The sequence below is a fragment of the Ruegeria sp. K3 genome (assembly GCF_056531845.1).
This window is the reverse complement of the sequence record NZ_JBQFMM010000001.1, coordinates 388,684-411,682: the sequence shown is the minus strand read 5'-3', so window position 1 is coordinate 411,682 and position 22,999 is coordinate 388,684. Positions and strand designations below refer to the sequence as shown.

Genomic DNA, 22,999 nt, shown 5'->3' with positions numbered 1-22,999 from the left:
GGTTTATTATGGCGCTGCAATTCGAGCGATGGTTGCAAAAATCGGTCAAACTGGGAACTCTGCTGGTTTCAGCGCCAAGCTTTATCGCAACTAACTTCATGGAGTCGCCTGGCGCTCTTTTTCTGGCCAGAATTCATCCACCACGACATATGCGATAATTACAAAGAAAGCGGCGCTGGCGACCTGCAATACGCGAGTGATGCTCTTGACGTCAGCCTCGTCTGAAAACGGCGCAACCGAACCGCCATATACAATCAGAGCTGTTGTAATAGCGGAACCGGCGGCGGCGGCGAGCGGGAATTCTGACTTTCCAAGTGCTCCGAGTGTTAGGCAAAAGAAAAAACACAGTAGAATGGGGGTTAGAATGACCGGAGCTATTACGTTTATTTCATAGCATATGATGGAGATTGCCGCCCCAAGTAGATTTGCCGTCAGCATTGCTTTTGCAACTGCTTTGCCTGCAGCAGGCATTGCCGCAAGTTGCTGGCTCAGCAGGGCGACAAAAAACAGAACCAACAAAGCAGAAGCGCCGGAAATAAAGAACGCCATAGCAAAGGGCACTGTGACAAGAGACATCCTGACTATTCGGCGATGTGAGTCGAAGTCCGGCGATGCTGCAGCTTTCTTTTGAGGTGCCGTTTGAGGTGCCGCGGGTATCAACACGAACATCAGCGTCGATACGAAGCCAGCAAACAGCAGGTTCAACGGGATCCAATACACAAGCACCAAAGCCAGATCCTGTGATTGCAGCACCAAATTCGGAATCATCAACGCCCCCATGAGAGCGATGACACCCGGCAATACTCCGGCACCGGAAACTGACCAAATGAAAGACAGGATTATTCCAATGGCCACCAGAATGAGAAACACAAGAGGATAAGGTGAGAAGATTGACGACAAAAGGAATGAAATGAACATCAATCCAATCGAGAAGACAAACAGCTTACCAAATGCTGCCATAGGTAGTGCCGCAGGTGCTTGAAGGAAAAGGGCAGTGAACACCGCCCCAACAACGGCAAGGGGCCACCCAAGAAATAGGCCCAATGCAAAGACACCCGTAACACCCAGCGCAAGCCGGGTGACAGAGCTCTGATCCTCAGTACGCATAGGAGAAGATTGAAACTACGCGGATGTAGGCGCGGCCTACGAGGTTCAGCAACGAGTTGTCGCTTAGATACATGATCACATCGGCCTGCCCGTTCAGTTGAAAGCGAAGATCGTCTTCGGCACTTCCAGCTTCATAGCCGGGTAAAACAATCCTGACCGGAAACCTTTCAGGCTCCCGCAAAAATCCCTTGGTGCTTGGCGGGCTCGCCAATTGCCCCGGCTCATCACCGCCACTCAAAGAAACAGCAGCACTAAAGCTCTCAATGACGCCCGGAACAATCTTACCTGGATGCATATCCAACACCACATCAACCGGAGACCCTATTGAAGCTCTTCCCAGATTGTTCTCGGTAAAATACGCCTCTATCCAGACGTCGGTTGCATCCAGAAACGTCAAAAGATCCTGACCGGATCGCGCATACGTTCCGGGGGCAATCAGCAGATTAGAAATGACACCTGTCGCCGGAGCACGCAGTTCGGTCCATTCAAGGTTCAGTTCCGCATCCGCCAAGGCCGCCAATGCGCGCTGGATTTTCGGGTTTTCAATCCCATCGTCACCAAGCCTTTGCTTCGCTTTTTCCAAATCAGCTTTTGCGTTCTCAAAGTTTGCCTCAGATTCTGCCAGTTGTCCTCGTGCATCATCGGCCTTTGAGACGGCAATCAACCCTTTCTTTTCAAGCGCAAATACACGTTCCGTCTGAATGCGCATCGTATCCAGATCGCTCTGCGCCCTTGCGAGTTTGGCTTGTGCCGCACTTACCTCTGCCGAAGACGCACCCACCTCTTGGGTCGCCGCTTCAAGATCAGCTTCCGCCTTTGAACGCTCGATTTCGTAGGGTCTGGAATCTATTCGAACCAGAACATCACCTGCCGAAACGACTTGGCCGTTTTCTACCAAAACTTCCGTTACCGTTCCGGTTACCTGAGGCACGATTTGGGTGGCCACAGCTTTTACTCTGGCGTTCCCGGTAAATGGCGTTTTTCGATCAGCGACCAGATACCAGACAAGAAAAATCAGAATGACAGCCAGGGTTGTCCATATCGTTTTCCTCATTTCGCCGCACCTTCAACAGTGCCCTCGGCTTCAGGTGAGGTATCAATCCAAACCTTGAACAGCTCATAGAAGACAGCAAAGAGAACCGGCCCCATAAAAACGCCGATCAAACCGTACGCCATCATACCTCCGAGAACACCGATGAGGATGACCAGCATGGGAGTCTCAAGGCCTTTTGAGATGAACACGGGTCTTAGGAAACTGTCCATTATCATGACGGGAACGGCCAATATGGTGAAGATCAAAGCAGTTCCGCCGGACATGGAACTCCAAGCGTAGATAATAACGGGTATCAGAACCAGTCCGGGCCCGATTTGGATAATCGAGAGTATGAGGCAGACAAATGCCAGTGTGGCGGCCGAAGAAATCCCAAACAAAGCCAGCAGTATCCAAACGAAAACAGCCTGAATGGCTGCTACGCCAATCACGCCTTTTGTAACGTTCCGGATCGTTGCACCTGCCAGTGTCACGAATTCACCGCCGCGTGGTGCAAAGACACGGTTGGCAAAGCGCTGAAGACCCTGGACCAAATTTGGCCCCGGGCTGAACAATGCCCCCATAATCAATACGGACAGAGCTAAGCCAAGAAGCCCGATACCAATGCCCAGCACCTTTCCGAAGAGCGATTTGGTTATCTCAAGGATTTGCGCGCCGTATTTTGCAAGCGCGCCGTCAAGATTGCGCTCAAACATTCCCCAGACATCGGAGATTTTATTTCCAACCAACGGCAATTCCTTGAGGCCCTCGGGCGCAGGGGGGATTTTCAATTCACCCTTGTCTGCTTGTTCCGCGAATTCAGACCCAAGTTCTGCGGCTCCAGATACCGCAGTTGCGACTGGCCCGAGGGTCAGAACAAGGCCCAACAAAACCAAGATCGTTGTGGCAAGCTTTTTCCGCCCTCCTAGCTTGGATTGTAGCCAATCAAATGCCGGGTAAAGCGCAACGCAGAGGATCGTCGCCCAGATGACTATGCTTGCAAGCGGAGCCACCATTACCAGGGCGCTGTAAAGGAACAATCCGAGAAAGAGCAATCGTATCGCGAGGTCGACAATCTTCGCGTCCTGGGTCTTTTCCATTCCATCCCTCCACTATCTGTTTTCCAAACAATACACTCAAAAAACGTAATATGTATATTTTTTGAGTTTTCGGCGCTCATCTATCAGTTTGAAGGTACGAGTGAATCCGAGGCACGGCTTCAGATGCGCGGTCGCACTGATACCTGCGCATGAACTCAAATTGCCTTAATTTGGGATAATCTATTTGTCCGTTTTTTCGTCGTCTTGGGATAAGATTGTATGTGCCACTGTGGTCGCCGCAGTCACGAAAACACCCAAGCCTACAATGATATATACCATTGTGAAGATTTTCCCCGCCGCAGTTTCAGGTGAGAAGTCACCGAACCCTACGGTCGAAATTGTCACTACGGAAAAGTAGATCGAGTCTAGCCAACTCCAACCTTCGACAAAGTGGTAGAAGACTGAGGCCCATAAAATCATTCCGACTGTGAAGGCAAGAAGGCTTTTCACTCTACCGTCCTTGAAAGCGACGCCTATCCCACGTGTTAATCTAGTTAGCGAATTCATTGTGTCCCCGTCGTTTGAAGAATTCACATATAACAGTAATTAGATGGATGTGGGAAATTGAAGCATTTTAACCGCGTCCAGTTTAATTGGGGTGTCCAGGCGCAGTAGTCAAAGCTAATGCAATGTGCTCGTTTATGAAACGTTAAACGCGTTTCAAGCCAGCTATTTTGAAACTGGGTCAGCAGCACATCCTAAATTTGGTCCTTTAACCGTTTCTTGGTCGCCCGACCAATTCCGCAAGAGAAGTCGGCTAAATGGTCAAGGTCATTTAGGGTTCAGCAAAATAAGAAGCCACATATTCCATTAACATGATGCTTTAATGGTCTAGTCTGCCCAAGAAAGGAATCAGAACCTTAGGAGAAAAGCGTGCGGTTCATCACAAGAGGTGTAATGGTTTGTTGCGCTGTCGCGTTCGTCGCGGTTGTTGTGGCATGGCTTTTCCTGTCCTCTGCGTTGTTTTCTTCTGTCAGAACCACTTTTGTTGAAAACCTGATCTCGAAGAAACTTGGTCAGGACGTGTTAATAGAAGATGAAGTGCGTCTAGGCCTTGGTCGGCAACTGCAGGTATCCGCAGCGGGATTGGTACTACCCGGCGCGATCAAGACCGAAGCGAACCTGGCAGCAATCGACAAACTTGAGTTCAAAATTTCCGCCCGCGACCTTTGGAACAGCAAATTGTCGCTGAGTGAGCTTTCTCTCTCGGGTGTTCACCTCAACTTGATCACGGACAAAGACGGTGTCGGAAACTGGCAGCCCACTTCCCAAACGGGCGCTAAAGCCGGGGATCCGGCCAAACCTGCAAACCTGTCTGTTGCTGGAATCCTAACGGACCACAAAATTGACCTGACCGATGTCACCGTTCTTTACCAGAACGATCTAAACGGGCTTGGTCTGGATCTGCAGCTTCTTGAGCTGAATCTAAAGCGTGATACGGAAACCGACGTTGTGACCGCGGTTGGGGCTGGTTCACTAAATGGAGAGAAGTTTGATCTGAACGCGAGCATTCCCGCGGACGACCCGTTTCAGGTCGCTGTGAATTTCGAACAGATTGCGATTGCCGCCGAAGAAGTCCCTCAAGAGAACGGGCTACAAGTGAATACGACCATAGAGGTTGCCGAACTTGGTCAGCTTCTTGATATCCTGAAACTCAATCGCGTTCTGGAGGGTTCAGGAAGCATTGGTGCAACATTCAAATCAGTCGACGGCGTAGCCCGGATTGATGACCTGGCTGTATTGACTGAATTGGATGGTGGGCAAAGCCTTTCGCTGACGGGACAAATCGGAGAGTTGGGAAACCCAGAAGACGTATCCCTGAAAACCCGCATTCGGTTGTACCCTGAAGATGCTGAACCCGGCCCAGCCGCGTCGCGGTATGATCTAAAACTAATAGCAGTTGACATGGTTATCGATAGCGTACCCGGGCAGGTCCCGCAGCGACAAATGGTCATTGAAACCAACGGGTTCACATTGGATACCTCTGGTGAAGGGCCGCCCCCGATTAAGTTTTCCGAGCTTTCCAGAACACCCGAAGGCGCCTTGAGTGTTGGAAACATCAATTTGAGAATTGGGAACCCTGCTGATCCATTTATCATTTTGAACGGTTCGGTCGAAGACGCGTTGCAATTACAAGGCATATTGGCCGATGGGTTAATGGATATACCCGCAAGCAGCTTGATCTCACCAGAGCTTCTGGGACCGGATGATCAACTTGGTCGATTTTCTGGTAACTTTCATTTGAACGGCGACATCAACCAGCTTTCGCTGACAAATTTGGATGGCCAGACAAGCGAAACGGAACTTTGGAACCTTGAGGTGCATGGCTCTGTAAAAAATGTGCTCAAATTCGAGAACCTGGATTTGGCAATTCAAGTAGAAGTCCCCTCCGGAGCGGACCTATTAGAAGCCCTATCGCTTGAACGGGTGGAAACTGGACAGGCTAACTTTGAAATTGGCCTTGCCAGCGAAGGAACCGATTGGGATGCGAATGCCAAAGTCAAGGTTGCCGACTCTGTCCTGCAAATTGTGGCCGATCTTGATGATGCAACGAGTGATCCTGTACTGCAGGGTTCCATAGAGAGTGACTTGATAAAGATAGATCAGATCCGAACCATCGTTCAGGCCGCTGCACAATTGAGGAAAATAGGCGGTCTAGACCCCGACGAGGAAGACTTCATTGAAGAATCCGGCGACACTAGTCCTCTAACAGATGTAACGCTTAAACCTATTGGGCGTTCAATTCTCTTGTCCGGTGTGGATATGGATGTCGACGTTGACCTTCGGCACATAGAGGGTGCCAAAGGCATAAGCAGTTTGCAGAGTGAACTGACGCTCAACGAAAATGAACTCAAGGCCGGACCTTTGAATTTTGAATACGGAGGTGCTCATTTCGATGTCAGCGGACAAATGGATCTATCGAACGACGCGCATCTGCTCACGCTGACCGGCACAGCAGGCGGCTGGCAGCTGGATGAAATTCTTCACAACCTGAACTTCAAAAAGGGCGCAAGCGGTACCATCTATGCGGATTTTTCGGTGACCGGCGGAACCGATTCACCTAAGCATTTTGCCAACAGCATGAACGGCAATGCCACGGTCTCAATGCGTGACGGCTCGATCGAGACCCAGCTTTTGGATCTGGCAGGGCTAGGGATACTACCTTGGGTGTTTACCAAAGAGAAACAAAAGATTGCTCCGATCGTATGTTTGCGTGCACCGATTAGTATTTCAAATGGAAGTATTTCGACGAAACAAACCACATTGGAAACAGATCATGTCCAAGTTGTCGTCTTTGGCGGTGTTAATGTGGCGGGGAAGGTTTTGGACCTAAATCTGCAGCCCCGCAAGATTGGCGAACCGCTTTCGAAGAGTCCCTGGCCCGTGACCTTGAAGGGCCCACTAGCAAAGCCGAAGATCAAGGTCAAAGACGGTCCCAAGCGACTGAAACGATCGGATGGTGCGGACAAAATGCCGGCAAAAAGAAAACTTTGCGTTCCGGATATTCTACAACTGCAGTAGTGGCGAAGGCAGTCGATATAAGAACACAAATAAAGTTCAAAAGGAATGACATCGCTTTCTGGATGCGATCTTTGCTTTGGGTTTTCTCTCGAAATATTCCACACTTTAGGCGAATGGAAACTCTCTTAGAGTTCAGCCGACATGATGGAAGGACTTTGAGACGCAAATGGAAAAACGTGTGCACTATTGAAATGGCAGCTAAAGTAAAATCAATAGTGCTGTCAGACTAATTCGAACCAATCTCAGTTTGCCGCGAAAACCGCAAACCTATCCGGAACAAAGTTGACGCCACTCGCTAAGAGCGTCGGTGAGGATCAGCTTGAAGGTGTCTCGGCTGGCTAGTGATCTTTCCTGGTTGGAGTGGTTGTAGACTGAGGAATAGACGGAGGCGAAATTCTGTAGCCTAAGGCAAATGACGGCATTGTGCGCAAACAAACCGTTTTTGGGTCAGCCCAGCGAACGGCTAACTGACCGACAAAGCCATAAGCGAATTGATGATACAAAGCGTGAAAGCCCCTGCGGGATTGTGGGGGCTTTTGTCTGGCCAGTTTGCAACCACCTCAGAACCCAGTACTGCTTTTCGGACCAGAGCGGAATTCAAATGACTTTATCGGCATGATCCATGCGCATTTGAAGCAATTTTTTGACGAACCAGACCCTTCCAACACTTTTAGAACAAGGCGCCACGTAACAATGGCCTGTATTGCCTTTGGTTATTCTTTGTCTTTCGTGGTTTGCCTCAAAACCAAGCGCGTGGAGGTGCGAGCATGTTGTGCCGGCGTAACTCCATCCTGCAGCCATAGCAATACAGTGTCCGCCACTTGTTCGCCAAACTCAGAGACGCCGCAGTGTACCGTCGACAGTGCTGGCCAGCATTCCGAGGCTTCCTTGATGTCGTCGAAACCAACGATCTGAAACTCCGTGCCAATCTTAACCTGAGTTTCATGGCAGGCATTAATCATCCCGAAAGCAACAAGGTCATTAAAGCAAACTGCCGCGTCGCACTCCGGATGCTCCTTGAAAAGGCTGATCGTTGCTTCATGCCCAAATGACCGACTGGATTTCCCTGTCTTCACAATAGGCTGCAAGCCATTGCGCTTCATTGCACCAATGTAGCCAGACAGTCTTTCCTGAGTGACTTCAGCGCCATCCAGGCCTCCGATAAAGGCGATGTTCCTCGCGCCTGTGTCGATCAGGTACTGCGTCGCCGCGCGCCCACCCTCTGAATAGTCGGGGGCGATAAAGGGAAATCTGGCCGTTTCGCTGTCAACTTGCCGCAAGACCTGCATCAAAGGGATGCCGGCTCGCTCGACCGCGGACAAGGTGTTCGAGACATCGCCATAAGCAGGCGATAGGATCAAGGCGGAAACCCCATGCTCCAGCATCGCGCCCACCACCTGGTCCTGAAGCTCGGGGTCTTCGTTTGTATTGGCCACAACGACTGCATAGCCTCGCGCCCCCAGTGCCATCTGCAAGGAAGTCGCAAACTCAGTGAAAAATGGGTTGGTCAGGTCGTTGATTACCAAACCAATAAGCGCCGTTCCCGTGGATCGCAGATTTGCCGCCGACCGGTTGTAGACATACCCAATTTCTTTCATCGCAGCATGAACCAGCTTGCGCGTATCCTGCTTCACCTGCGGACTACCCTGCAGCACTAGGCTTACAGTCGATTTGGAAACACCCGCCGAGTTGGCGACATCTATGATCGTGGGTCTGCGCATTCAGGCTATTGTTCAACTCCATGCAGGCTGAGAAGCGTGGTCATCCGTGCTTTAGCCAGTTCCGGGTCCGAGAGCAAACCGGCCTGATCCGCAAGTTTGAAGACTTGCGCGAAGTGGCAGATATCGCGGCTGGATTGGAACCCGCCCGGCATGATGAAATGAGACTGCGACCCGTTTAGCCACGCCAGATATGCGATCCCTCCTTTGTAGAACCGGGTCGGAGCCTTGAATATCTCTCGGCTGAGGGGAACGGTCGGAGCGAACAACGCGTTGTAGAGATCCATGTTTCCCATCGCCAGCGCTTCAAGCGCCTGACTGGCGGCGGGGGCAATAGCGGCAAAAATTCCAAGTAGTGCATGGGAAAAATGTGTGCCATCCCCGGCAATTAGGTCCGCATAGTTAAAGTCATCGCCGGTGTACAGACGCACGCCTTCAGGCAGCCGCGCCCGGAAGGCTTCTTCGTGCGCTTGATCCAACAGAGAAATTTTGATCCCGTCCACTTTGGCCGGATTCTCATTGATCAAAGACAGGACGAAATTGCTGGCGGTGTCTACGTCCGAACTACCCCAATAGCCAGTCAGAGCGGGGTCGAACATGTCGCCCAGCCAATGCAGGATCACCGGCTGAGCCGCGCCATCGATCAACGCGCGATAGACGTCATGATAGGTATCGGGGCCAGCGTTGATCGCCGGGAAAGCGCGCGAGGCCATCAGGATCAATTGGCCACCGGCAGCCTCAATCGCTTCGGCCTGATGTTCGTAAGCCGACAGGATTTCGCCAGCGGTGTTCAATGCGCTCAGCGGCAGGTGGTCTGTCCCTGCCCCACAGGCCACGCGGGGTGACATTGGGTGCGTCTTTGCTGCCGCCATGGTGCGCTGAATCAGCTCCAACGCAGTCGCCCAATCGACGCCCATCCCCCGCTGAGCAGTGTCCATCGCCTCGGCCAGACCCAGCCCCTGATCCCAGAGCCCTTGTCGGAAACGCAACGTTGCGTCCCAATCCACCGCCGGACGGCCATCCCAGGGGTCGCGTTCCGTCAGCGGGTCCGAGACCACATGCGCCGCTGCAAACGCCGTGCGCGTCAGAGGCACCTGCGGCTTGCGCGGTACTAACGGCGTTCCGGTCAGCGCATAGGGTTCCAGCTGCCCCTCAGGGTTTGGCAAAATCAATTTCACTGTCTCAAACCTCCAAATCCAGAACCAGAATGCCGTCGATGCCACCCACGGCGTTCTCGACCAGTTGCGCGCCCAGCGCTTTGTGCGTTTCGTTGTTCTGATAGGCCTCCAGCACGCCCCAATCGTTGAAGTCGATCACGAATCCATGCATGTATCCGCGTTCGATCTGCTCGGGGCTCTCACTGCGGCCCCCGGTAAACCCGCTGGCCCCGGGAAGGGCCTTGGACACGTCCTCGAGACCTTTGTAGATGGCTCCGATTGTCTCCTCGGTCACGTCGGCGCGGAATTTGGTCAGTACGATATGGCGGATCATTTTTAGAAACCCTGATCTTGTTTGATCATGTCGGAAGCTTTTTCTCCGATCATGATTGTAGGTGCATTGGTGTTCGATGAATTGACCGTCGGCATAATCGACGCATCCGCGACGCGAAGCCCTTCGACCCCATTGAACAGCAGGCGCGGGTCCAGAACGGCTTCGGCATCGCTGCCCATACGACAGGTACCAGCGCAGTGGTGCGATGTTTTGGAGTGTACACAGATAAAATCGAAATAATCCTGCTCGGTCCGCACGTCCGGGCCCGGCAAACGTTCTGCCAAGATGTACGGCTTCAGCGCATCCTGAGCGAGGATCTTCTGCACCAGCTTCAGACCCCGAATGGACATCTCGCGATCGTAGGGATCCGCCAGATAGTTGGGATCTATAAGCGGCATCATCGCGGGGTCAGAGCTTTGCAACCGGACGGTTCCGCGTGATCTGGGTCTCAGAAAACAGGCGTTCAGTGTAACCCCACCGTTGGGCATCGCCTCGACCCCTGCCTCAATGCCGGTACCAAGCCCCAGATGCATCTGAAGATCCGGCGAACGCGCATCCGGGTCTACGTACCAGAACCCACCCGTTTCGAACAGGCTGGACGCGACCGGTCCCTTGCGGGTGAAAAGGTATTGCAGGCCTGCAAAAGCTGAAAGGTGCAGCTTAGCGAAACGGTCGTAGGTGTGCGGGCCGGTCACTTCGCAGATGGAATATAAATCCAGATGGTCCTGCAAATTCGCGCCCACCTGCGGCTGATGAAAAACCGCGTCGATGCCAAGGCTGTCCAAATGATCCGCCGGGCCAATTCCCGACAGTTGCAACAAGCGCGGCGAACCGATGGCACCTGAGGACAGAATGACCTCTTTCGCGGCGGAGATCTTGTCCCCGTTCATCATCTCGACACCAGTCGCCCTGCCCTTGTCCACCAAAATGCGGCGGACCTGTGCGCCAGTGCGCACGGTCAGGTTCGGGCGGCTGCGGTTCGGCGCGATAAACGCCATCGCAGCAGAGGATCGTCGCGCATTGCGCTGGGTCAGCTGATAATACCCCGCTCCATCTTGTTTGGTCCCATTCACATCGCGTGTTTCAGGAATCCCCACTTCCCCAGCGGCCTTGATATAGGCATCGCAGATTGGCAAAGGGGCTGAGGGCATGGACACGCCCAGCGGTCCGCCCTTGCCGTGAAATTCGTCGTCGTAGGTGTCGTTGTCTTCGGACTTTTTGAAATAGGGCAGCACGTCGGCATAGCTCCACCCCTCGCAGCCCATTTGCCTCCAGTCATCGTAATCCTGAGCTGCACCCCGCGCGTAGATTTGCGCGTTGATCGCAGACCCGCCGCCGATCACCTTGGCCTGGGTGTAGTTGAAGACCTTGTTCTGCATGTGCTTTTGCGGAACCGTGGACCAGCCCCAACTGCCGATACCCTTGGTCATCTTCGCAAACCCGGCTGGTAGGTGAAAGAATGGGTGACGATCGGTGGCGCCGGCCTCTAGCAACAGCACATTCGCCGATGGTTCTTCGGAAAGACGCGCAGCGATCACCGAGCCTGCCGAGCCTCCCCCAACGACAATGAAATCATATCCTTCAGACATTCTTGTGTGCCCTGACTTACAGACGTGAAATCGACAAGCCGCCATCCACCGGGATGGCGGCACCGTTCGCAAAGTGCATGTGCCCTTGAACCAGTGGGACGACAACTGACCCAATATCCTCGGGCTCACCCCAGCGTGCCGCGGGAACAAGACCGCCCTCGATACGGTCGGTATACTTGTCGTGCACGCCCGCCGTCATCTCGGTCGCGATGATTCCCGGTCGCAGCTCAAAGACACCGATGCCTTCGGGGGCCAAGCGTACTGCGAACAACTGAGCCATCATCGCTGCGGCCGCCTTGGACACGCAGTAATCGGCGCGTTCGATCGATACCATTGTCGCGCTGACAGAGGTGACAAAGGTGATCGAACGATAGGTATCTTGCGTCTGCTCCAACATGCGCCGGGCCACCTCTTGCGCCAGAAAAAACGCGCCACGCAGGTTGATGCTCTGCACGAAATCCCAATTCTCGGGCTTCAGGTCCAGCATGTCACCACGCACTGGCGCCCCTACGCCTGCGTTGTTTATAAACGCGGTGATCGGGCCCAAATCGGCTTCGATCTGATCCAGTAGCGCCGGAACGTGATCAATGTCGGACACGTCGTGCTGCACATAAATTGCGCTTGGGCCAAGCTCTGCCAAAGTCGCCTCAACGACCGGTTTGTAGGGCGCCGAGCGAGAGGCTATTGCGACCTTGTACCCTGCGGCGATCAAGGCGCGCGCCACCCCGAGTCCAATGCCCTGTTGTCCTCCGGTCACCAATGCTGTTCCGGTCATGCGGCAAACTCCGTTTCAATAATGTGACGACCTGCCCGGAGTGCGAGTGCGGCTATAGTAAGAGCCGGATTCACTGCCGCAGATGTCGGAAGAACTGACGCGTCGGCGATGAACAGGTTCTTATGGTCGTGGCTGCGGCAGAACGTGTCGACGACACTGCTTGCCGGGTCATTACCCATCCGCGCTGTGCCGCATTGATGCGACGGAGTGCGCCGATCAAATGGTCGCGACAGTACCACAGGAAACCCCGCCTGCTTCAGATGCGCCTTTAGCCGCGCAACCAAGGCCTCGTGCGCCGCCCAATTCGAGCGTTTCCAGTCCAGCGTGATTTGGTCTCCTTCGACCGTCACCCGGCTGTCTGGGTTCGGCAGGTCTTCGGACATGGCATAGAAATCAAAGCTGCGATTGGCGATTAGCGCTGCAATTGGCCTCGGCAGGCTGGTTTGCGACGAAAGGATCGGCCCGGTGATCTTTCCCAGCATCTGAATATTGCCCAATGGCAAACCACCCTGCCCGCCGCTGTTGTAATAGTCGTTAAACATCAACGTTTTCTGATAGACCGCCCTATTTCGACGCAGCGGATGAAGGGCCAGCACCGCCGAACAATTGTGGTTCATAAAGTTCCGTCCGACCTGATCGGACCGATTGGCAAGACCGGTTGGACAATTGTCGTTCGCGGACTGCAGCAACAGTGCCGAGGACTGTACCGCACCTGCTGCAAGCACGATGACCTGCGCATGCAGGGTACCGTGACCATCAACTTCGACACTTGTGACACGACCAACGGCATCAGCCTTCAATTTTCGGACACGCGCGTCAGTTAAAAGCTCGACATTCCTATGCTTCAATGCCTCGGCGAGGGCACAGGTTTCGGCGTCCATTTTGCCGCCGCATGTATTGGGAAACGCATCCCAAGTTGTTTGCCCAGCCCGCAACCAGGTTTCAATATCCACGCCCAACGGCACTGAGGATGGCGTCAGGCCTGCGTGGCTTAGCCGGTTCCTCAGGTCTGCAATATCAACCTCATCCGGCACAGGTGGGTGCGGGTAACCCCTACTGTGCGGCGGTTCGGTGGGGTCCTCTTTGGTGGTCCCACGTGCGTCGTAAAGCTGTTCCGCGGTGGTGTAATCCGCCTCAAGCTCTTCATAGGGCATGGGCCAGCCGCGCGAGTAACCACCCATATGCTGACGCGGCTCAAAATCCTCTTTCCGATAGCGTATCAAAGCTGCGCCGTAGAACTTAGAATTTCCACCAACGCAGTAGTAGTTTCCGGGGTTAAAAGGTTTGCCTGCTCCATCTAGCCATGTTTCATCGGGGCGAAAGTGCCCATTGGCAAAGATCGCTTTTGGGTCTCGATCCTGCGGTGAGGGCTGCAACCGCTTTCCTCGTTCAAGGATCAGAATGCGACGACCGGACGGAGCCAACGCCGCAGCCAGCGTTGCCCCCCCGATACCCGTCCCAATGATTATGACGTCAGCTCGATTCATGGAAGAATCCGCATCTCGCTTTCGGGATCAAAAGCCACGGCCTTTTCCATGTTCACTGCAAAGTTGAAATCCTGACCCGGTGCCACTTCGGCATCCGAACGCATACGCGCGATCACATCTCGTCCACCCAATTGCATCGAGACGAAGGTGTCCGATCCAGCGGGCTCCGTCACCACGATACGGTTGGCCATCTGCGCGATGTTCGACGACTTTCGATCCGCGCCATCCATATCGGTGATAGTCTCTGGGCGGATTCCCAACAAGATCTCGCGCCCATCCCATGCGGCCAAGTTGTCCTGGCTGAACGGAAGTTGCGCCATAGATCCGTCGTGAACGGCGACCTCTGCATGAGGGTGGCCATTCAAAACCGTAACCTTGGCCGGTACCACGTTCATCGCAGGCGAGCCCATGAATGTTGCAACGAAGATATTCGCAGGCGTGTCATAGATTTCCTGCGGCGTACCCAGCTGTTGGACATAACCGCCGTTCATCACGGCGATCCGGCTTGAAAGCGTCATCGCCTCGATCTGGTCATGCGTCACATAGACGATGGTGGTCCCGAGATTTTGATGCAGCTTCTTGATCTCGGTTCGCATGTCGACGCGAAGCTTGGCATCGAGGTTCGAGAGCGGTTCATCGAACAGAAAGACATCAGGGTTCCGTACTAACGCGCGACCCATTGCAACCCGCTGGCGCTGACCACCCGACAACTGACCGGGCTTACGATCCAGCAACTGCTCGATCTGTAAGAGCTTGGCAACTTCTTGCATCGCTTTGTCGCGTTCAGGCTTGGGCACACCATGCATCTCAAGACCGAAAGTGATGTTCTGCCCGACCGTCATATTGGGATACAAAGCATAGCTTTGGAAAACCATGGCAATGTTGCGGCTGGACGGGTGCACCCCGTTCATCACCTGATCCTTGATGCGGATTTCGCCGCTGGTGATCTCTTCCAGCCCCGCGATCATGTTCAGCAGAGTGGATTTGCCACAGCCCGAGGGGCCAACCAGAACCAGGAACTCTCCTTCCTGCACCGAGATGTCGACTTTGTGCAGAACCTCGACCGCCCCGTAGGATTTGGTCGCGTTGTCTATGTCTAGAAAACCCATGAGGTCTTATCCTTTCACCGAACCCGCCATCAGGCCGCGGACGAAGTATCGACCGGCCACGATGTAGACGAGCAGAGTTGGCATGGCCGCCAGAATGGCGCCTGCAAAATGAACGTTGTATTCCTTCACACCGGTTGATGACTGCACCAGATTGTTCAGTGCCACCGTCATCGGTTGGCTGTTGGCATCGGCAAAGGACGCGCCGAACAGAAAGTCATTCCAGATGTTGGTGAACTGCCAGATGATCGAAACCACGGCGATCGGCCCGGAACTCGGCAGAAGAATGCGCCAGAAAATCTGGAAGAACCCGGCGCCATCAATCTGCGCCGCGCGGATCAGCTCGGTCGGGAACACAGCGTAGTAGTTGCGGAAGTACAGCGTGGTAAAGCCAATCCCGTAGACAACGTGGACAAGTGCAAGACCCCAGGTGGTGCCTGCCAGCCCGATTATGCCCAACATCCGTGCCATCGGGATAAGAACAATCTGGAACGGGATGAAGCAGGCGAACAGCATCAGACCGAATAAGATGGTGTCGTACTTGAAGCGCCATTTGGTCAGCACATAGCCGTTCAACGCCCCAAGAATGGTCGAGACGATCACCGCCGGAACCACCATCTTGATCGAGTTCCAGAAGTAGGGCTTCAGCCCTGTCGGATCGACGCCGATCTGCGCCGAAGACCACGCCTTGAGCCACGGCTCAATCGTGAATACCTGCGGCAGGTTCATCATGCCGCCGCCGGTGATCTCTTCCAATGGCTTCACCGAGTTCACCAGCATGACATAAAGCGGCAGCAGGTAGAACAGACCGAACAGAAGCAGCACCAGATATATCAACGTGCGCGTAACGCGGCCCGTTCGGATTGCGGTATCCTGAGTAGCTTGAGACATCAGCGTTTCTCCCGCAATTCGGCGTAAAGATACGGGATCATGATCGCGGCAATGGTCATCAGCATGATCGTGGCCGAGGCCGCACCGATCCCCATCTGGTTTCGCGTGAACGTGTAAGAATACATGAAGGTCGCGGGTAGTTCTGTGGCGCGACCGGGGCCACCCCCGGTCAGGGCGATGACAAGGTCAAAGGTCTTGATCGCCAGATGGCTGAGGATCACGAAGGCCGACAAGAAGGCTGGTCGTAGTTGCGGGATAATGATCCGGCGATAGAGGTTCCAGTTCGACGCGCCGTCCATCTGCGCAGCCCGCAGAATTTCATTGTCGATCCCACGCAGGCCAGCCAGAAACATTGCCATCACGAAGCCGCTCGTCTGCCAGACGGCTGCTAGAACAACTGTGTAGATGGCGTAGTCGCGATTCTTAATCCAGTCGAATTCAAAACTGGTCCAACCCCATGTGTGCATCACGTTTTCCAAGCCGATGCCGGGATCCAGAAACCATTTCCACGCGGTGCCGGTGACGATGAAGCTCAGCGCCATCGGGTACAGGTAGATCGGGCGCAGCAGCCCCTCACCGCGGATTTTTTGGTCGAGGAAAATTGCAAGACCCAGCCCAAAGCATGTGCAGATCACGATATACAGGCTGGCGTAGATGCCCATATTGATCAGTGATGTTTCCCAATGGCTCAGCCGCCACAGCTTGTCGTAATTTTCCCACCCGACCCAACCAAAGGTCGGCAGAATGCGGCTGTCAGTAAAGGACAGGTAGACCGAAAACAGAATGAAACCGTAGACAAAGACCGTCATCATCGCGATCGATGGAGACAGGACTAGCTTGGGAATCCAGTTCTGAAGGCGTGTCTTGAAATCCGCGTCGGCTGAACCAGCCATGGCGCGCCCTCCTCGTTCGAGTAGTTGTAGGTCGGAGCGATTGCGCCCACTTGGTGACAGGGCGGCCAACCTGCCGCCCCATCGGGAGGATCACGTTAAGATCACTTGGCGATCGAAACTGCGTCGACCAGTTCGACTACAGCTGTCTCGCTGTCATACTCACCGTTGAAATGGGCTGTGACGACGTCATAAACCGCGTTCTTCACCGATGCCGGCGCGGCATGGCCGTGCGCCATCGAGCCAAACAAGTTACCCGACGAAGCCGCTGCTGCCAGATCCTTCATGCCCTGTTGGCCACAAGCATCCAGATCACTACCGTCCACGTCAGTACGAGCCGGGACAGAGCCCTTCACCTTGTTGAAGGCAATCTGGAAGGATGGCGACAGGATCGCGCTGGCCAGAGCGGCCTGTTCAGCCGATACCGAACCGCCCTGATCGAACATCATGAACTGGTCAGCATTGAAGGTGACCTGATCCTGAGTACCCGGGAAGCGGAAGCACAGGAAATCCTCACCCGGCACTTTGCCCGCGTTCAGGAACTCGCCCTTGGCCCAATCCCCCATCATCTGGAAACCGGCTTCACCGTTGATGACCATCGCTGTCGCCAGGTTCCAGTCTCGGCCCGAGAAATTCTCATCCACGTTGTCGCGAATGAATGCCATACGGTCGAACGCTTCTTTCATGGCGTCGCCGCCAAGTGTTTCCTCGTCCAGGTCAACGAATGCTGCTTTGTAGCCATCGGGTCCAAGTGTCGACATCGCCACCGCATCGAAAATGGTCGCATCCTGCCAGGCTTGACCACCATGCGCGATCGGAGTGACTCCGGCGGCTTTCAATGCCTCAACCGCTGCGACGAATTCGTCCCAGTTGGTGGGCTGTGCAAGGCCGTTAGCGTCCAGCACCGCTTTGTTGGCCCAGACCCAGTTAGTGGAGTGCACATTGACTGGTGCCGAGACCCACTTGCCGTCATGCTTGGCAAAGGCTTTCAGAGCATCTGGAACGACATCATCCCAACCTTCCTTGGCGGCCACTTCGTTCAGATCGGCCAGCGCACCCTGATTGGCCCAATCGATAATGTCAAAGCCCAGGGCCTGAACGGCTGTTGGTGCGTTGCCAGCAGTGACGCGCGCCCGCAGAACGGTCATCGCCTGCTCACCACCACCGCCCGCTACTGGCATGTCGGTCCAGCCGATTCCTTGCCCGGACAGGTCGTCCTTGAGAACATTCAACGCTGCGGCCTCACCACCTGAAGTCCACCAGTGCAAAACTTCCACGTCTTCAGCATGCGCAAGGCTGGTCGTGCACAATAGACCGGCTACAAACAGCGATTTTGTCTTCATAAATTTACGCATTCTTGTTTCCTCCCTTAATGCGTTCTTCTTATACGGGACCAATCCGGTGCCCGGCTTTAGTCTTGCGGAACCCATGGCGCTCGGTTGTTGCCGATGCGCATGACCACTGATTTCACTTCGAAGAATTCCTCGAACCCGTAACGTCCGATTTCCCGCCCCTGCCCGGATTGCTTGAACCCACCGAATGCAACCTCGGGGAACCCGTCCATCCAGGTGTTGGTCCAGACCGTTCCCGTTTCTGCACGACGGGCGAATTCGAGGCAGGTGTGAACGTTTTCGCTCCAGACCCCTGCCGACAGACCGTAAGCGCTATCATTGGTTAGCGCGATTGCTTCGTCCAGTGTTTTGAACGTCAAAACAGACAGAACTGGTCCGAATACCTCATCCCGGGCTATTGGCATGTCGGGCGAGACATCAGAAATCACCGTCGGCTGGTAGAACTGAGCGCCCAAGCCTTCGACCTCCAGCGGCTCACCACCCAGATCAATAGTTGCACCCGAAGCCTGCGCCTGCTTGACGTACGCGTCGATTTTTGAGTTGTGCTCGGACGTTACGATAGCACCAACCTGCGTCGTCTGGTCCAGAGGATCGCCGAATTTGACTTTGCGCGACAGGGCAACGACACGCTCACGGAAATCGTCGGCTATGTCTTCGTGCACAATGATGCGACTGCTTGAATTGCAGCACTGGCCAACATTGAAATAGACACCAAACACAACCGCATCAGCGGCTGCATTTAGATCGGCGTCGGGAAAGATGACCTGAGGGTTCTTGCCCCCAAGCTCAAGCGCGACTTTCTTGAGTGTATCCGATGCTACTGCGCTGATCGTCTTGCCCACAGCCGTTGAGCCCGTAAAGCTGATCATGTCCACGCTGTCATGGCTCGACATCACACTGCCAACGGGAACTCCGTAGCCCAGAACGATATTGCATACACCGGCGGGCAATCCAGCTTCGACCAGCAACTCGCCCAGCATCAAGGTTGTCGACGGTGTCATCTCAGACGGCTTCACAACAACGGTGCAACCAGCCGCCAACGCGAAGGGCAGCTTCTGACTGAGAATCCAGAAGGGGAAGTTCCACGGCGTAATGATGGACACGACACCGATGGGTTCCTTCAGCACGACACCCATCATGTCTGCGCCAAGAGTGTTGTGGCTGTCGCCGTGTGTGCTGCGAGCCAATGAGGCCGCATAGCGCCAAAGGTCTGCTGCACCGCCGACCTCGCCCTTGGATTGGCTGATCGGCTTACCGCTTTCCAGCGTTTCGATCAGTGCGATCCGGTCGACATTCTGCTCAATCAGGTCGGCAACCTTCAGCAAAACGGTGGCCCGTTCTTTGCCTGATGCCCGGCTCCAATCACCGTTGTCGAACACCTTGCGCGCCGCCTGGATCGCGGCCTCGGCTTCAGCCTCGCCACCCAAGGCCGAACGGCTGACGATGTGCCCGTGCGAGGGCGAGCGCCGTTCGAACGTCTCACCAGACGCGCTATTCTGCCACCTGCCATCGATGAGATGCCGACCTTCGAACAACGGCGGCAACTCGAACGGGATGGCAGGGTTGATGGTGATATCTTTCATATTGTCAAAGGCCCGAAAATGTGGGGTTACGTTTTTCCATGAATGCGGCAACGCCTTCTTCGCGGTCCGCTGAGGCGGCAATCGCTGCGCTACCAAGGGTTTCGACCACGGCATGAGTGTCTTCACCGACCGCTGCATGGATCATGTTTTTTGAGATTTCGGTGGCGCGAGGCGAAAGGTCGCTAAGTTCGGCGGTGATCTCAAGCGCGCGCGCCAGAACGTCGTCAGTCACCTCGGTCGCATAGCCCAAGGCCACGGCGCGGTCAGCACCAATACGACGCCCAAAGAGTGCCATCTCTTTCACCGCAGCCTCGGGAAGCAGCCGGGTCAACCGCTGCGTCCCCGACCAGCCCGGCACGATCCCAACCCGAGCTTCAGGTAAAGCCAGCGTTGCACGCGGAGTTATCAAGCGCAGATCGCAGCAACTGGCCAACTCCAGACCGCCGCCGAAGGCGTGACCGTTGATCGCAGCGATAGTCGGTTTGCCGATCCGTGCCAACCGATCAAAGATTCTGTGTCCGTCTCGGACCCAGTGACGCGCAAACTCGGCGGGGCTCAGACCACCCCATGCTTCAATATCGGCTCCGCAACAGAACGCTTTTTCTCCTGCGCCAGTCAGAACAAGCGCACGAATGGACGCGTCACGCTCGACCTCTCGCAAGCGAGCCTCCAACGCATCCAGCATGTCTACGGTCAGAGCATTGAGCTTGGGCACGTTGTCCAATGTAAGTACGGCTGTCGGACCCTCGATATGAAACCCAAGTTTGCTCACAGGGTCATCCCCATCGGGCCTAAAGCGAACAGAGATTTGGGCATCTGAACCGCATTTTCCGCGACTTTGACGCGACCACCCGATGCTTCGACAATATCGCGCTGCGCCTCGATGCCGGGCATGATTTCCGTAGCAACCAGACCCTGATCCGTAAGGCGAATGACGCAGCGCTCCGTCACATACAGAACGTCCTGACCGGTTTCCCGGGCACGGCGACCTGAAAATGTGACGTGTTCAACCTGATCCACCATCTTGGTGAACTTGCCCGGGGCATTCACCCGGATACCGTCCTCTGCGAGGTCGATCTTAGCGCCGGCTTCGAACCAGCCCGAGAATACGATCTTTCTGGCGCGTGCCGTGATGTCGACGAACCCACCACATCCTGCGGTCAGGTAGGGCTTCTTACCCAGTTTGGAGACGTTCACATTGCCTTCGACATCAACCTCGAGGAACGAGAGGAACGACATATCGAAGCCGCCGCCCTGGAAATAAATGAACTGCTGTGGGGACGGCACGAAAGCATGTGCGTTGGACGCGCAGCCAAAGGCAAATCCGGTCAATGGGACGCCTCCAACGGCCCCTTGCTCAATCGCCCATGTCACAGCCTGAGGATGCCCCTCTTCCAACAAAACACGCGGGACCATAGCGCTGATTCCAAAGCCCAAGTTGGCGCTCATGCCGCTGCGGAGTTCTTGGGCGGCGCGACGCGCGATGACCTTTTCGACGCCATGCTCGGCCAGTGAAAAGCTGTCCCAAGGGCGCATGATCTGGCCAGAAATCGCAGGATCATAAGACGTTTCAGTCGTTTGCATCTGCTCCGGGTCTTCAACGATCAGGTCGACCAGATGCCCCGGCACGCGCACTTCATGGGGGCGCAGGCTTCCGGCGGCAGTCACACGTTGAACCTGTGCGATCACGATCCCACCGTGGTTGCGGACGCAGATCGCTTGCTCTAGCCCGCCCAAATAAGCGCCTTCATGCTCATAGGTCAGGTTTCCGAACTCATCCGCTGTGGTAGCGCGCAAAATACATACGTTCGGGTTGATGTTTGGGAAGTGCAGCCAGGTCTGACCGTCGAACTCTCTCCGGTTCACGATGGGCGTTGCCGCGCCACGCGCATTCATCGCGCACCCTTCGCGGACAGGGTCCACGAAGGTTTCAAGCCCGACTTGCGTCAGAACACCAGGCCGATGCGCTGCGGCCTCGCGATGCATGTCGAACAGAATTCCCGACGGCACGTTATATGCGGCGACCCGATCCTCGACGATCATTTTCCAGATTTCCGGCATCTCAAGGCTGGAAGGGCCCGACGGGTAAGATCCGGCAAGAACGCGGCTTAGCAATCCATCCTGCGCCAGATAATCCATGCCCTTCACGCCATACATATCACCGGCGGCTATAGGGTGCAGCGTTGTAATGTTGCGCGGATGCCCCTCTGTGCGAAACCGTTCTCCAAGTGCCTTCAGCACGAGGTTAGGGCACCCGAGCGCAGAGGACGACGACACGGTGACAACCGCATTGTCTGGGATACGAGAAACGGCCTCGGAAACGGAAACAAGCTTGGTCATCAGAAACCGCCATAATCTATGTTGATACGTTCACCCGACGCTGCGGCCTCACGAACGCTCAGCGCGATTGACAGCGATTTCACTCCGTCAGGTCCGTCGGCAGCAGGACGGCCTTGTCCCGCCGCTGCGGAGACAAATTCCGAAACGCCTTGAACATAGAGAGAGTGGTCCGAAAACGGAATCTCTTCGCTTCCGGCTTCAGTCACCAGTTTTATTGCCCCAACAGGGCGCTGCGTCATGACGCCATCCGCAAAAATCGAGCCCTTGGTCCCGTGCACTTGCAGGCCCGACCCGGCAAAGGGGTGCGTAAAGCTTTCGTGCGTCGTGACCATCGCCCCCGATGGCATCGTCCACACGGACATGCACGAGTCTTCGACCCCCTGCCCCATCCCAGAGCTGGCCATTTGCGCGACGACGGAAATCGGGTCCTCATTGAGCAGGAACCGCGTGACATCCGCATCATGAACGACGATGTCGGGGATCACGCCGCCGCCGGCATCTGCTGAGTTAATGCGCCACCCCTGCAGGTTCCCGGGCAAATGTACCGCGTGATGTATACGCAGCGAAAGAACGTCGCCGACGCGACCGTCTGCAATGAGATCACGAATGGCACGATGGCTGCCAGAGCATCGCAGGTGGTGATTTGTACCAAAAGTCACGCCAGCCGCTTCGGCTGCGCGCACCATTTCGACAGCTTCCGCTTGCGTCATCCCGAGCGGCTTTTCACATAGAACATGCTTACCAGCCGAAATGGCTGCAATTGCCTGACCGTGGTGTTTCTCATTGGTCGAGGAGACGTAGACAGCCTGAACGTTCTCGTCAGTCAGGGCAGCGCCCAAGTCTGTGGTTGCGTTGGGAATTCCGTGTTCCCTCGCCCAGCTTTTAACCCGCTCAGGAGAATTGCTGACGACCCAGGTCACGTCGTTACCTGTCTGCTGGCGCACTGCAACCAACATGTATTGCGAAGCTATTGTGCTCGCTCCGACAAATGCCCAATTCATCCATTTTCTCCAAAATT

19 protein-coding genes and 1 pseudogene are annotated in these 22,999 nt (G+C 55.0%); 1 reads left to right on the top strand and 19 read right to left on the bottom strand.

Annotation, left to right across the window (positions count from 1 at the left end; genetic code table 11):
• Window positions 1-96: 96 nt before the first annotated feature.
• From ACR0MP_RS02025 to ACR0MP_RS02010, 4 genes are all read right to left on the bottom strand, one after another.
• On the bottom strand, window positions 97-1,107 hold the full coding sequence (locus tag ACR0MP_RS02025; RefSeq protein ID WP_170746932.1) for a DUF2955 domain-containing protein: 1,011 nt from the start codon (window positions 1,105-1,107) through the stop codon (window positions 97-99).
• Entirely contained in the window at window positions 1,097-2,161 is a 1,065-nt protein-coding gene (locus ACR0MP_RS02020; protein ID WP_170403695.1) for an HlyD family secretion protein, read from the bottom strand. Before ACR0MP_RS02020 ends, ACR0MP_RS02025 begins: the two co-directional genes overlap by 11 nt.
• Window positions 2,158-3,237: an AI-2E family transporter gene (locus ACR0MP_RS02015; protein WP_480587853.1), complete on the bottom strand. Its 1,080-nt coding sequence runs from the start codon at window positions 3,235-3,237 to the stop codon at window positions 2,158-2,160. The genes ACR0MP_RS02020 and ACR0MP_RS02015 overlap by 4 nt, the downstream gene beginning before the upstream one ends.
• Before the next feature lie 180 nt (window positions 3,238-3,417).
• Window positions 3,418-3,657, bottom strand: a complete 240-nt coding sequence (locus ACR0MP_RS02010) for a potassium channel family protein (RefSeq protein ID WP_480893683.1) — start codon at window positions 3,655-3,657, stop codon at window positions 3,418-3,420.
• 453 nt (window positions 3,658-4,110) lie between these two features.
• Between ACR0MP_RS02010 and ACR0MP_RS02005 the strand changes: the two genes are divergently transcribed.
• Window positions 4,111-6,759, top strand: a complete 2,649-nt coding sequence (locus tag ACR0MP_RS02005; protein WP_480885679.1) for an AsmA family protein — start codon at window positions 4,111-4,113, stop codon at window positions 6,757-6,759.
• A gap of 267 nt (window positions 6,760-7,026) precedes the next feature.
• On the opposite strand, the pseudogene ACR0MP_RS02000 reads toward ACR0MP_RS02005, so the two are convergent.
• From ACR0MP_RS02000 to ACR0MP_RS01930, 15 genes and pseudogenes are all read right to left on the bottom strand, one after another.
• Window positions 7,027-7,161: pseudogene (locus ACR0MP_RS02000) on the bottom strand (IS6 family transposase); the annotation flags it as partial.
• A 311-nt stretch (window positions 7,162-7,472) separates the two neighbouring features.
• Window positions 7,473-8,480 (bottom strand): LacI family DNA-binding transcriptional regulator, encoded by a 1,008-nt coding sequence (locus tag ACR0MP_RS01995; RefSeq protein WP_480885677.1) that lies wholly within the window; start codon window positions 8,478-8,480, stop codon window positions 7,473-7,475.
• 5 nt (window positions 8,481-8,485) lie between these two features.
• A complete protein-coding gene (locus ACR0MP_RS01990; protein WP_480885675.1) occupies window positions 8,486-9,655 on the bottom strand; it encodes a dihydrodipicolinate synthase family protein in 1,170 nt (389 codons plus the stop codon).
• A gap of 4 nt (window positions 9,656-9,659) precedes the next feature.
• A complete protein-coding gene (locus ACR0MP_RS01985) occupies window positions 9,660-9,968 on the bottom strand; it encodes a Dabb family protein (protein WP_170424020.1) in 309 nt (102 codons plus the stop codon).
• Between the two features lie 2 nt (window positions 9,969-9,970).
• A complete protein-coding gene (locus ACR0MP_RS01980) occupies window positions 9,971-11,557 on the bottom strand; it encodes a GMC family oxidoreductase (RefSeq protein WP_480885673.1) in 1,587 nt (528 codons plus the stop codon).
• 16 nt (window positions 11,558-11,573) lie between these two features.
• A complete protein-coding gene (locus tag ACR0MP_RS01975) occupies window positions 11,574-12,332 on the bottom strand; it encodes a 3-ketoacyl-ACP reductase (protein ID WP_480885671.1) in 759 nt (252 codons plus the stop codon).
• Complete coding sequence (locus ACR0MP_RS01970) at window positions 12,329-13,819, bottom strand: GMC oxidoreductase (protein WP_480885669.1); 1,491 nt, start codon at window positions 13,817-13,819, stop codon at window positions 12,329-12,331. The genes ACR0MP_RS01975 and ACR0MP_RS01970 overlap by 4 nt, the downstream gene beginning before the upstream one ends.
• Entirely contained in the window at window positions 13,816-14,928 is a 1,113-nt protein-coding gene (locus ACR0MP_RS01965) for an ABC transporter ATP-binding protein (protein ID WP_480885667.1), read from the bottom strand. The genes ACR0MP_RS01970 and ACR0MP_RS01965 overlap by 4 nt, the downstream gene beginning before the upstream one ends.
• 6 nt (window positions 14,929-14,934) lie before the next feature.
• Window positions 14,935-15,816 carry a carbohydrate ABC transporter permease gene (locus ACR0MP_RS01960; protein ID WP_068340098.1) on the bottom strand — a complete coding sequence of 294 codons (882 nt, stop codon included), beginning with the start codon at window positions 15,814-15,816 and terminating at the stop codon, window positions 14,935-14,937.
• The gene (locus tag ACR0MP_RS01955; RefSeq protein WP_170511643.1) at window positions 15,816-16,709 is read right to left on the bottom strand and encodes a carbohydrate ABC transporter permease; all 894 of its coding nucleotides are present in this window, start codon (window positions 16,707-16,709) and stop codon (window positions 15,816-15,818) included. The genes ACR0MP_RS01960 and ACR0MP_RS01955 overlap by 1 nt, the downstream gene beginning before the upstream one ends.
• A 101-nt stretch (window positions 16,710-16,810) precedes the next feature.
• Window positions 16,811-18,049, bottom strand: a complete 1,239-nt coding sequence (locus ACR0MP_RS01950; RefSeq protein WP_170512117.1) for an ABC transporter substrate-binding protein — start codon at window positions 18,047-18,049, stop codon at window positions 16,811-16,813.
• A gap of 68 nt (window positions 18,050-18,117) precedes the next feature.
• Entirely contained in the window at window positions 18,118-19,641 is a 1,524-nt protein-coding gene (locus ACR0MP_RS01945; RefSeq protein ID WP_480758734.1) for an aldehyde dehydrogenase family protein, read from the bottom strand.
• 4 nt (window positions 19,642-19,645) lie between these two features.
• Window positions 19,646-20,413, bottom strand: coding sequence for an enoyl-CoA hydratase/isomerase family protein (locus ACR0MP_RS01940; RefSeq protein WP_170511638.1), 768 nt, complete (start codon window positions 20,411-20,413; stop codon window positions 19,646-19,648).
• A complete protein-coding gene (locus ACR0MP_RS01935) occupies window positions 20,410-21,981 on the bottom strand; it encodes an acyl CoA:acetate/3-ketoacid CoA transferase (RefSeq protein ID WP_480758729.1) in 1,572 nt (523 codons plus the stop codon). The genes ACR0MP_RS01940 and ACR0MP_RS01935 overlap by 4 nt, the downstream gene beginning before the upstream one ends.
• On the bottom strand, window positions 21,981-22,982 hold the full coding sequence (locus tag ACR0MP_RS01930) for a Gfo/Idh/MocA family protein (RefSeq protein ID WP_480758726.1): 1,002 nt from the start codon (window positions 22,980-22,982) through the stop codon (window positions 21,981-21,983). The genes ACR0MP_RS01935 and ACR0MP_RS01930 overlap by 1 nt, the downstream gene beginning before the upstream one ends.
• Between the last annotated feature and the right edge of the window lie 17 nt (window positions 22,983-22,999).

Excerpts from the sequence above, each read along its gene's own strand:
- ACR0MP_RS02020 (WP_170403695.1), bottom strand. The coding sequence starts at position 2,161 with ATGAGGAAAACGATATGGACAACCCTGGCTGTCATTCTGATTTTTCTT.
- ACR0MP_RS01965 (WP_480885667.1), bottom strand. The coding sequence starts at position 14,928 with ATGGGTTTTCTAGACATAGACAACGCGACCAAATCCTACGGGGCGGTC.
- ACR0MP_RS01960 (WP_068340098.1), bottom strand. The coding sequence starts at position 15,816 with ATGTCTCAAGCTACTCAGGATACCGCAATCCGAACGGGCCGCGTTACG.
- ACR0MP_RS01950 (WP_170512117.1), bottom strand. The coding sequence starts at position 18,049 with ATGAAGACAAAATCGCTGTTTGTAGCCGGTCTATTGTGCACGACCAGC.
- ACR0MP_RS01975 (WP_480885671.1), bottom strand. The coding sequence starts at position 12,332 with ATGACCGGAACAGCATTGGTGACCGGAGGACAACAGGGCATTGGACTC.
- ACR0MP_RS01945 (WP_480758734.1), bottom strand. The coding sequence starts at position 19,641 with ATGAAAGATATCACCATCAACCCTGCCATCCCGTTCGAGTTGCCGCCG.
- ACR0MP_RS02015 (WP_480587853.1), bottom strand. The coding sequence starts at position 3,237 with ATGGAAAAGACCCAGGACGCGAAGATTGTCGACCTCGCGATACGATTG.
- ACR0MP_RS01955 (WP_170511643.1), bottom strand. The coding sequence starts at position 16,709 with ATGGCTGGTTCAGCCGACGCGGATTTCAAGACACGCCTTCAGAACTGG.
- ACR0MP_RS01985 (WP_170424020.1), bottom strand. The coding sequence starts at position 9,968 with ATGATCCGCCATATCGTACTGACCAAATTCCGCGCCGACGTGACCGAG.
- ACR0MP_RS01935 (WP_480758729.1), bottom strand. The coding sequence starts at position 21,981 with ATGACCAAGCTTGTTTCCGTTTCCGAGGCCGTTTCTCGTATCCCAGAC.
- ACR0MP_RS01980 (WP_480885673.1), bottom strand. The coding sequence starts at position 11,557 with ATGTCTGAAGGATATGATTTCATTGTCGTTGGGGGAGGCTCGGCAGGC.
- ACR0MP_RS01970 (WP_480885669.1), bottom strand. The coding sequence starts at position 13,819 with ATGAATCGAGCTGACGTCATAATCATTGGGACGGGTATCGGGGGGGCA.
- ACR0MP_RS01995 (WP_480885677.1), bottom strand. The coding sequence starts at position 8,480 with ATGCGCAGACCCACGATCATAGATGTCGCCAACTCGGCGGGTGTTTCC.
- ACR0MP_RS02010 (WP_480893683.1), bottom strand. The coding sequence starts at position 3,657 with ATGATTTTATGGGCCTCAGTCTTCTACCACTTTGTCGAAGGTTGGAGT.
- ACR0MP_RS01930 (WP_480758726.1), bottom strand. The coding sequence starts at position 22,982 with ATGAATTGGGCATTTGTCGGAGCGAGCACAATAGCTTCGCAATACATG.
- ACR0MP_RS02025 (WP_170746932.1), bottom strand. The coding sequence starts at position 1,107 with ATGCGTACTGAGGATCAGAGCTCTGTCACCCGGCTTGCGCTGGGTGTT.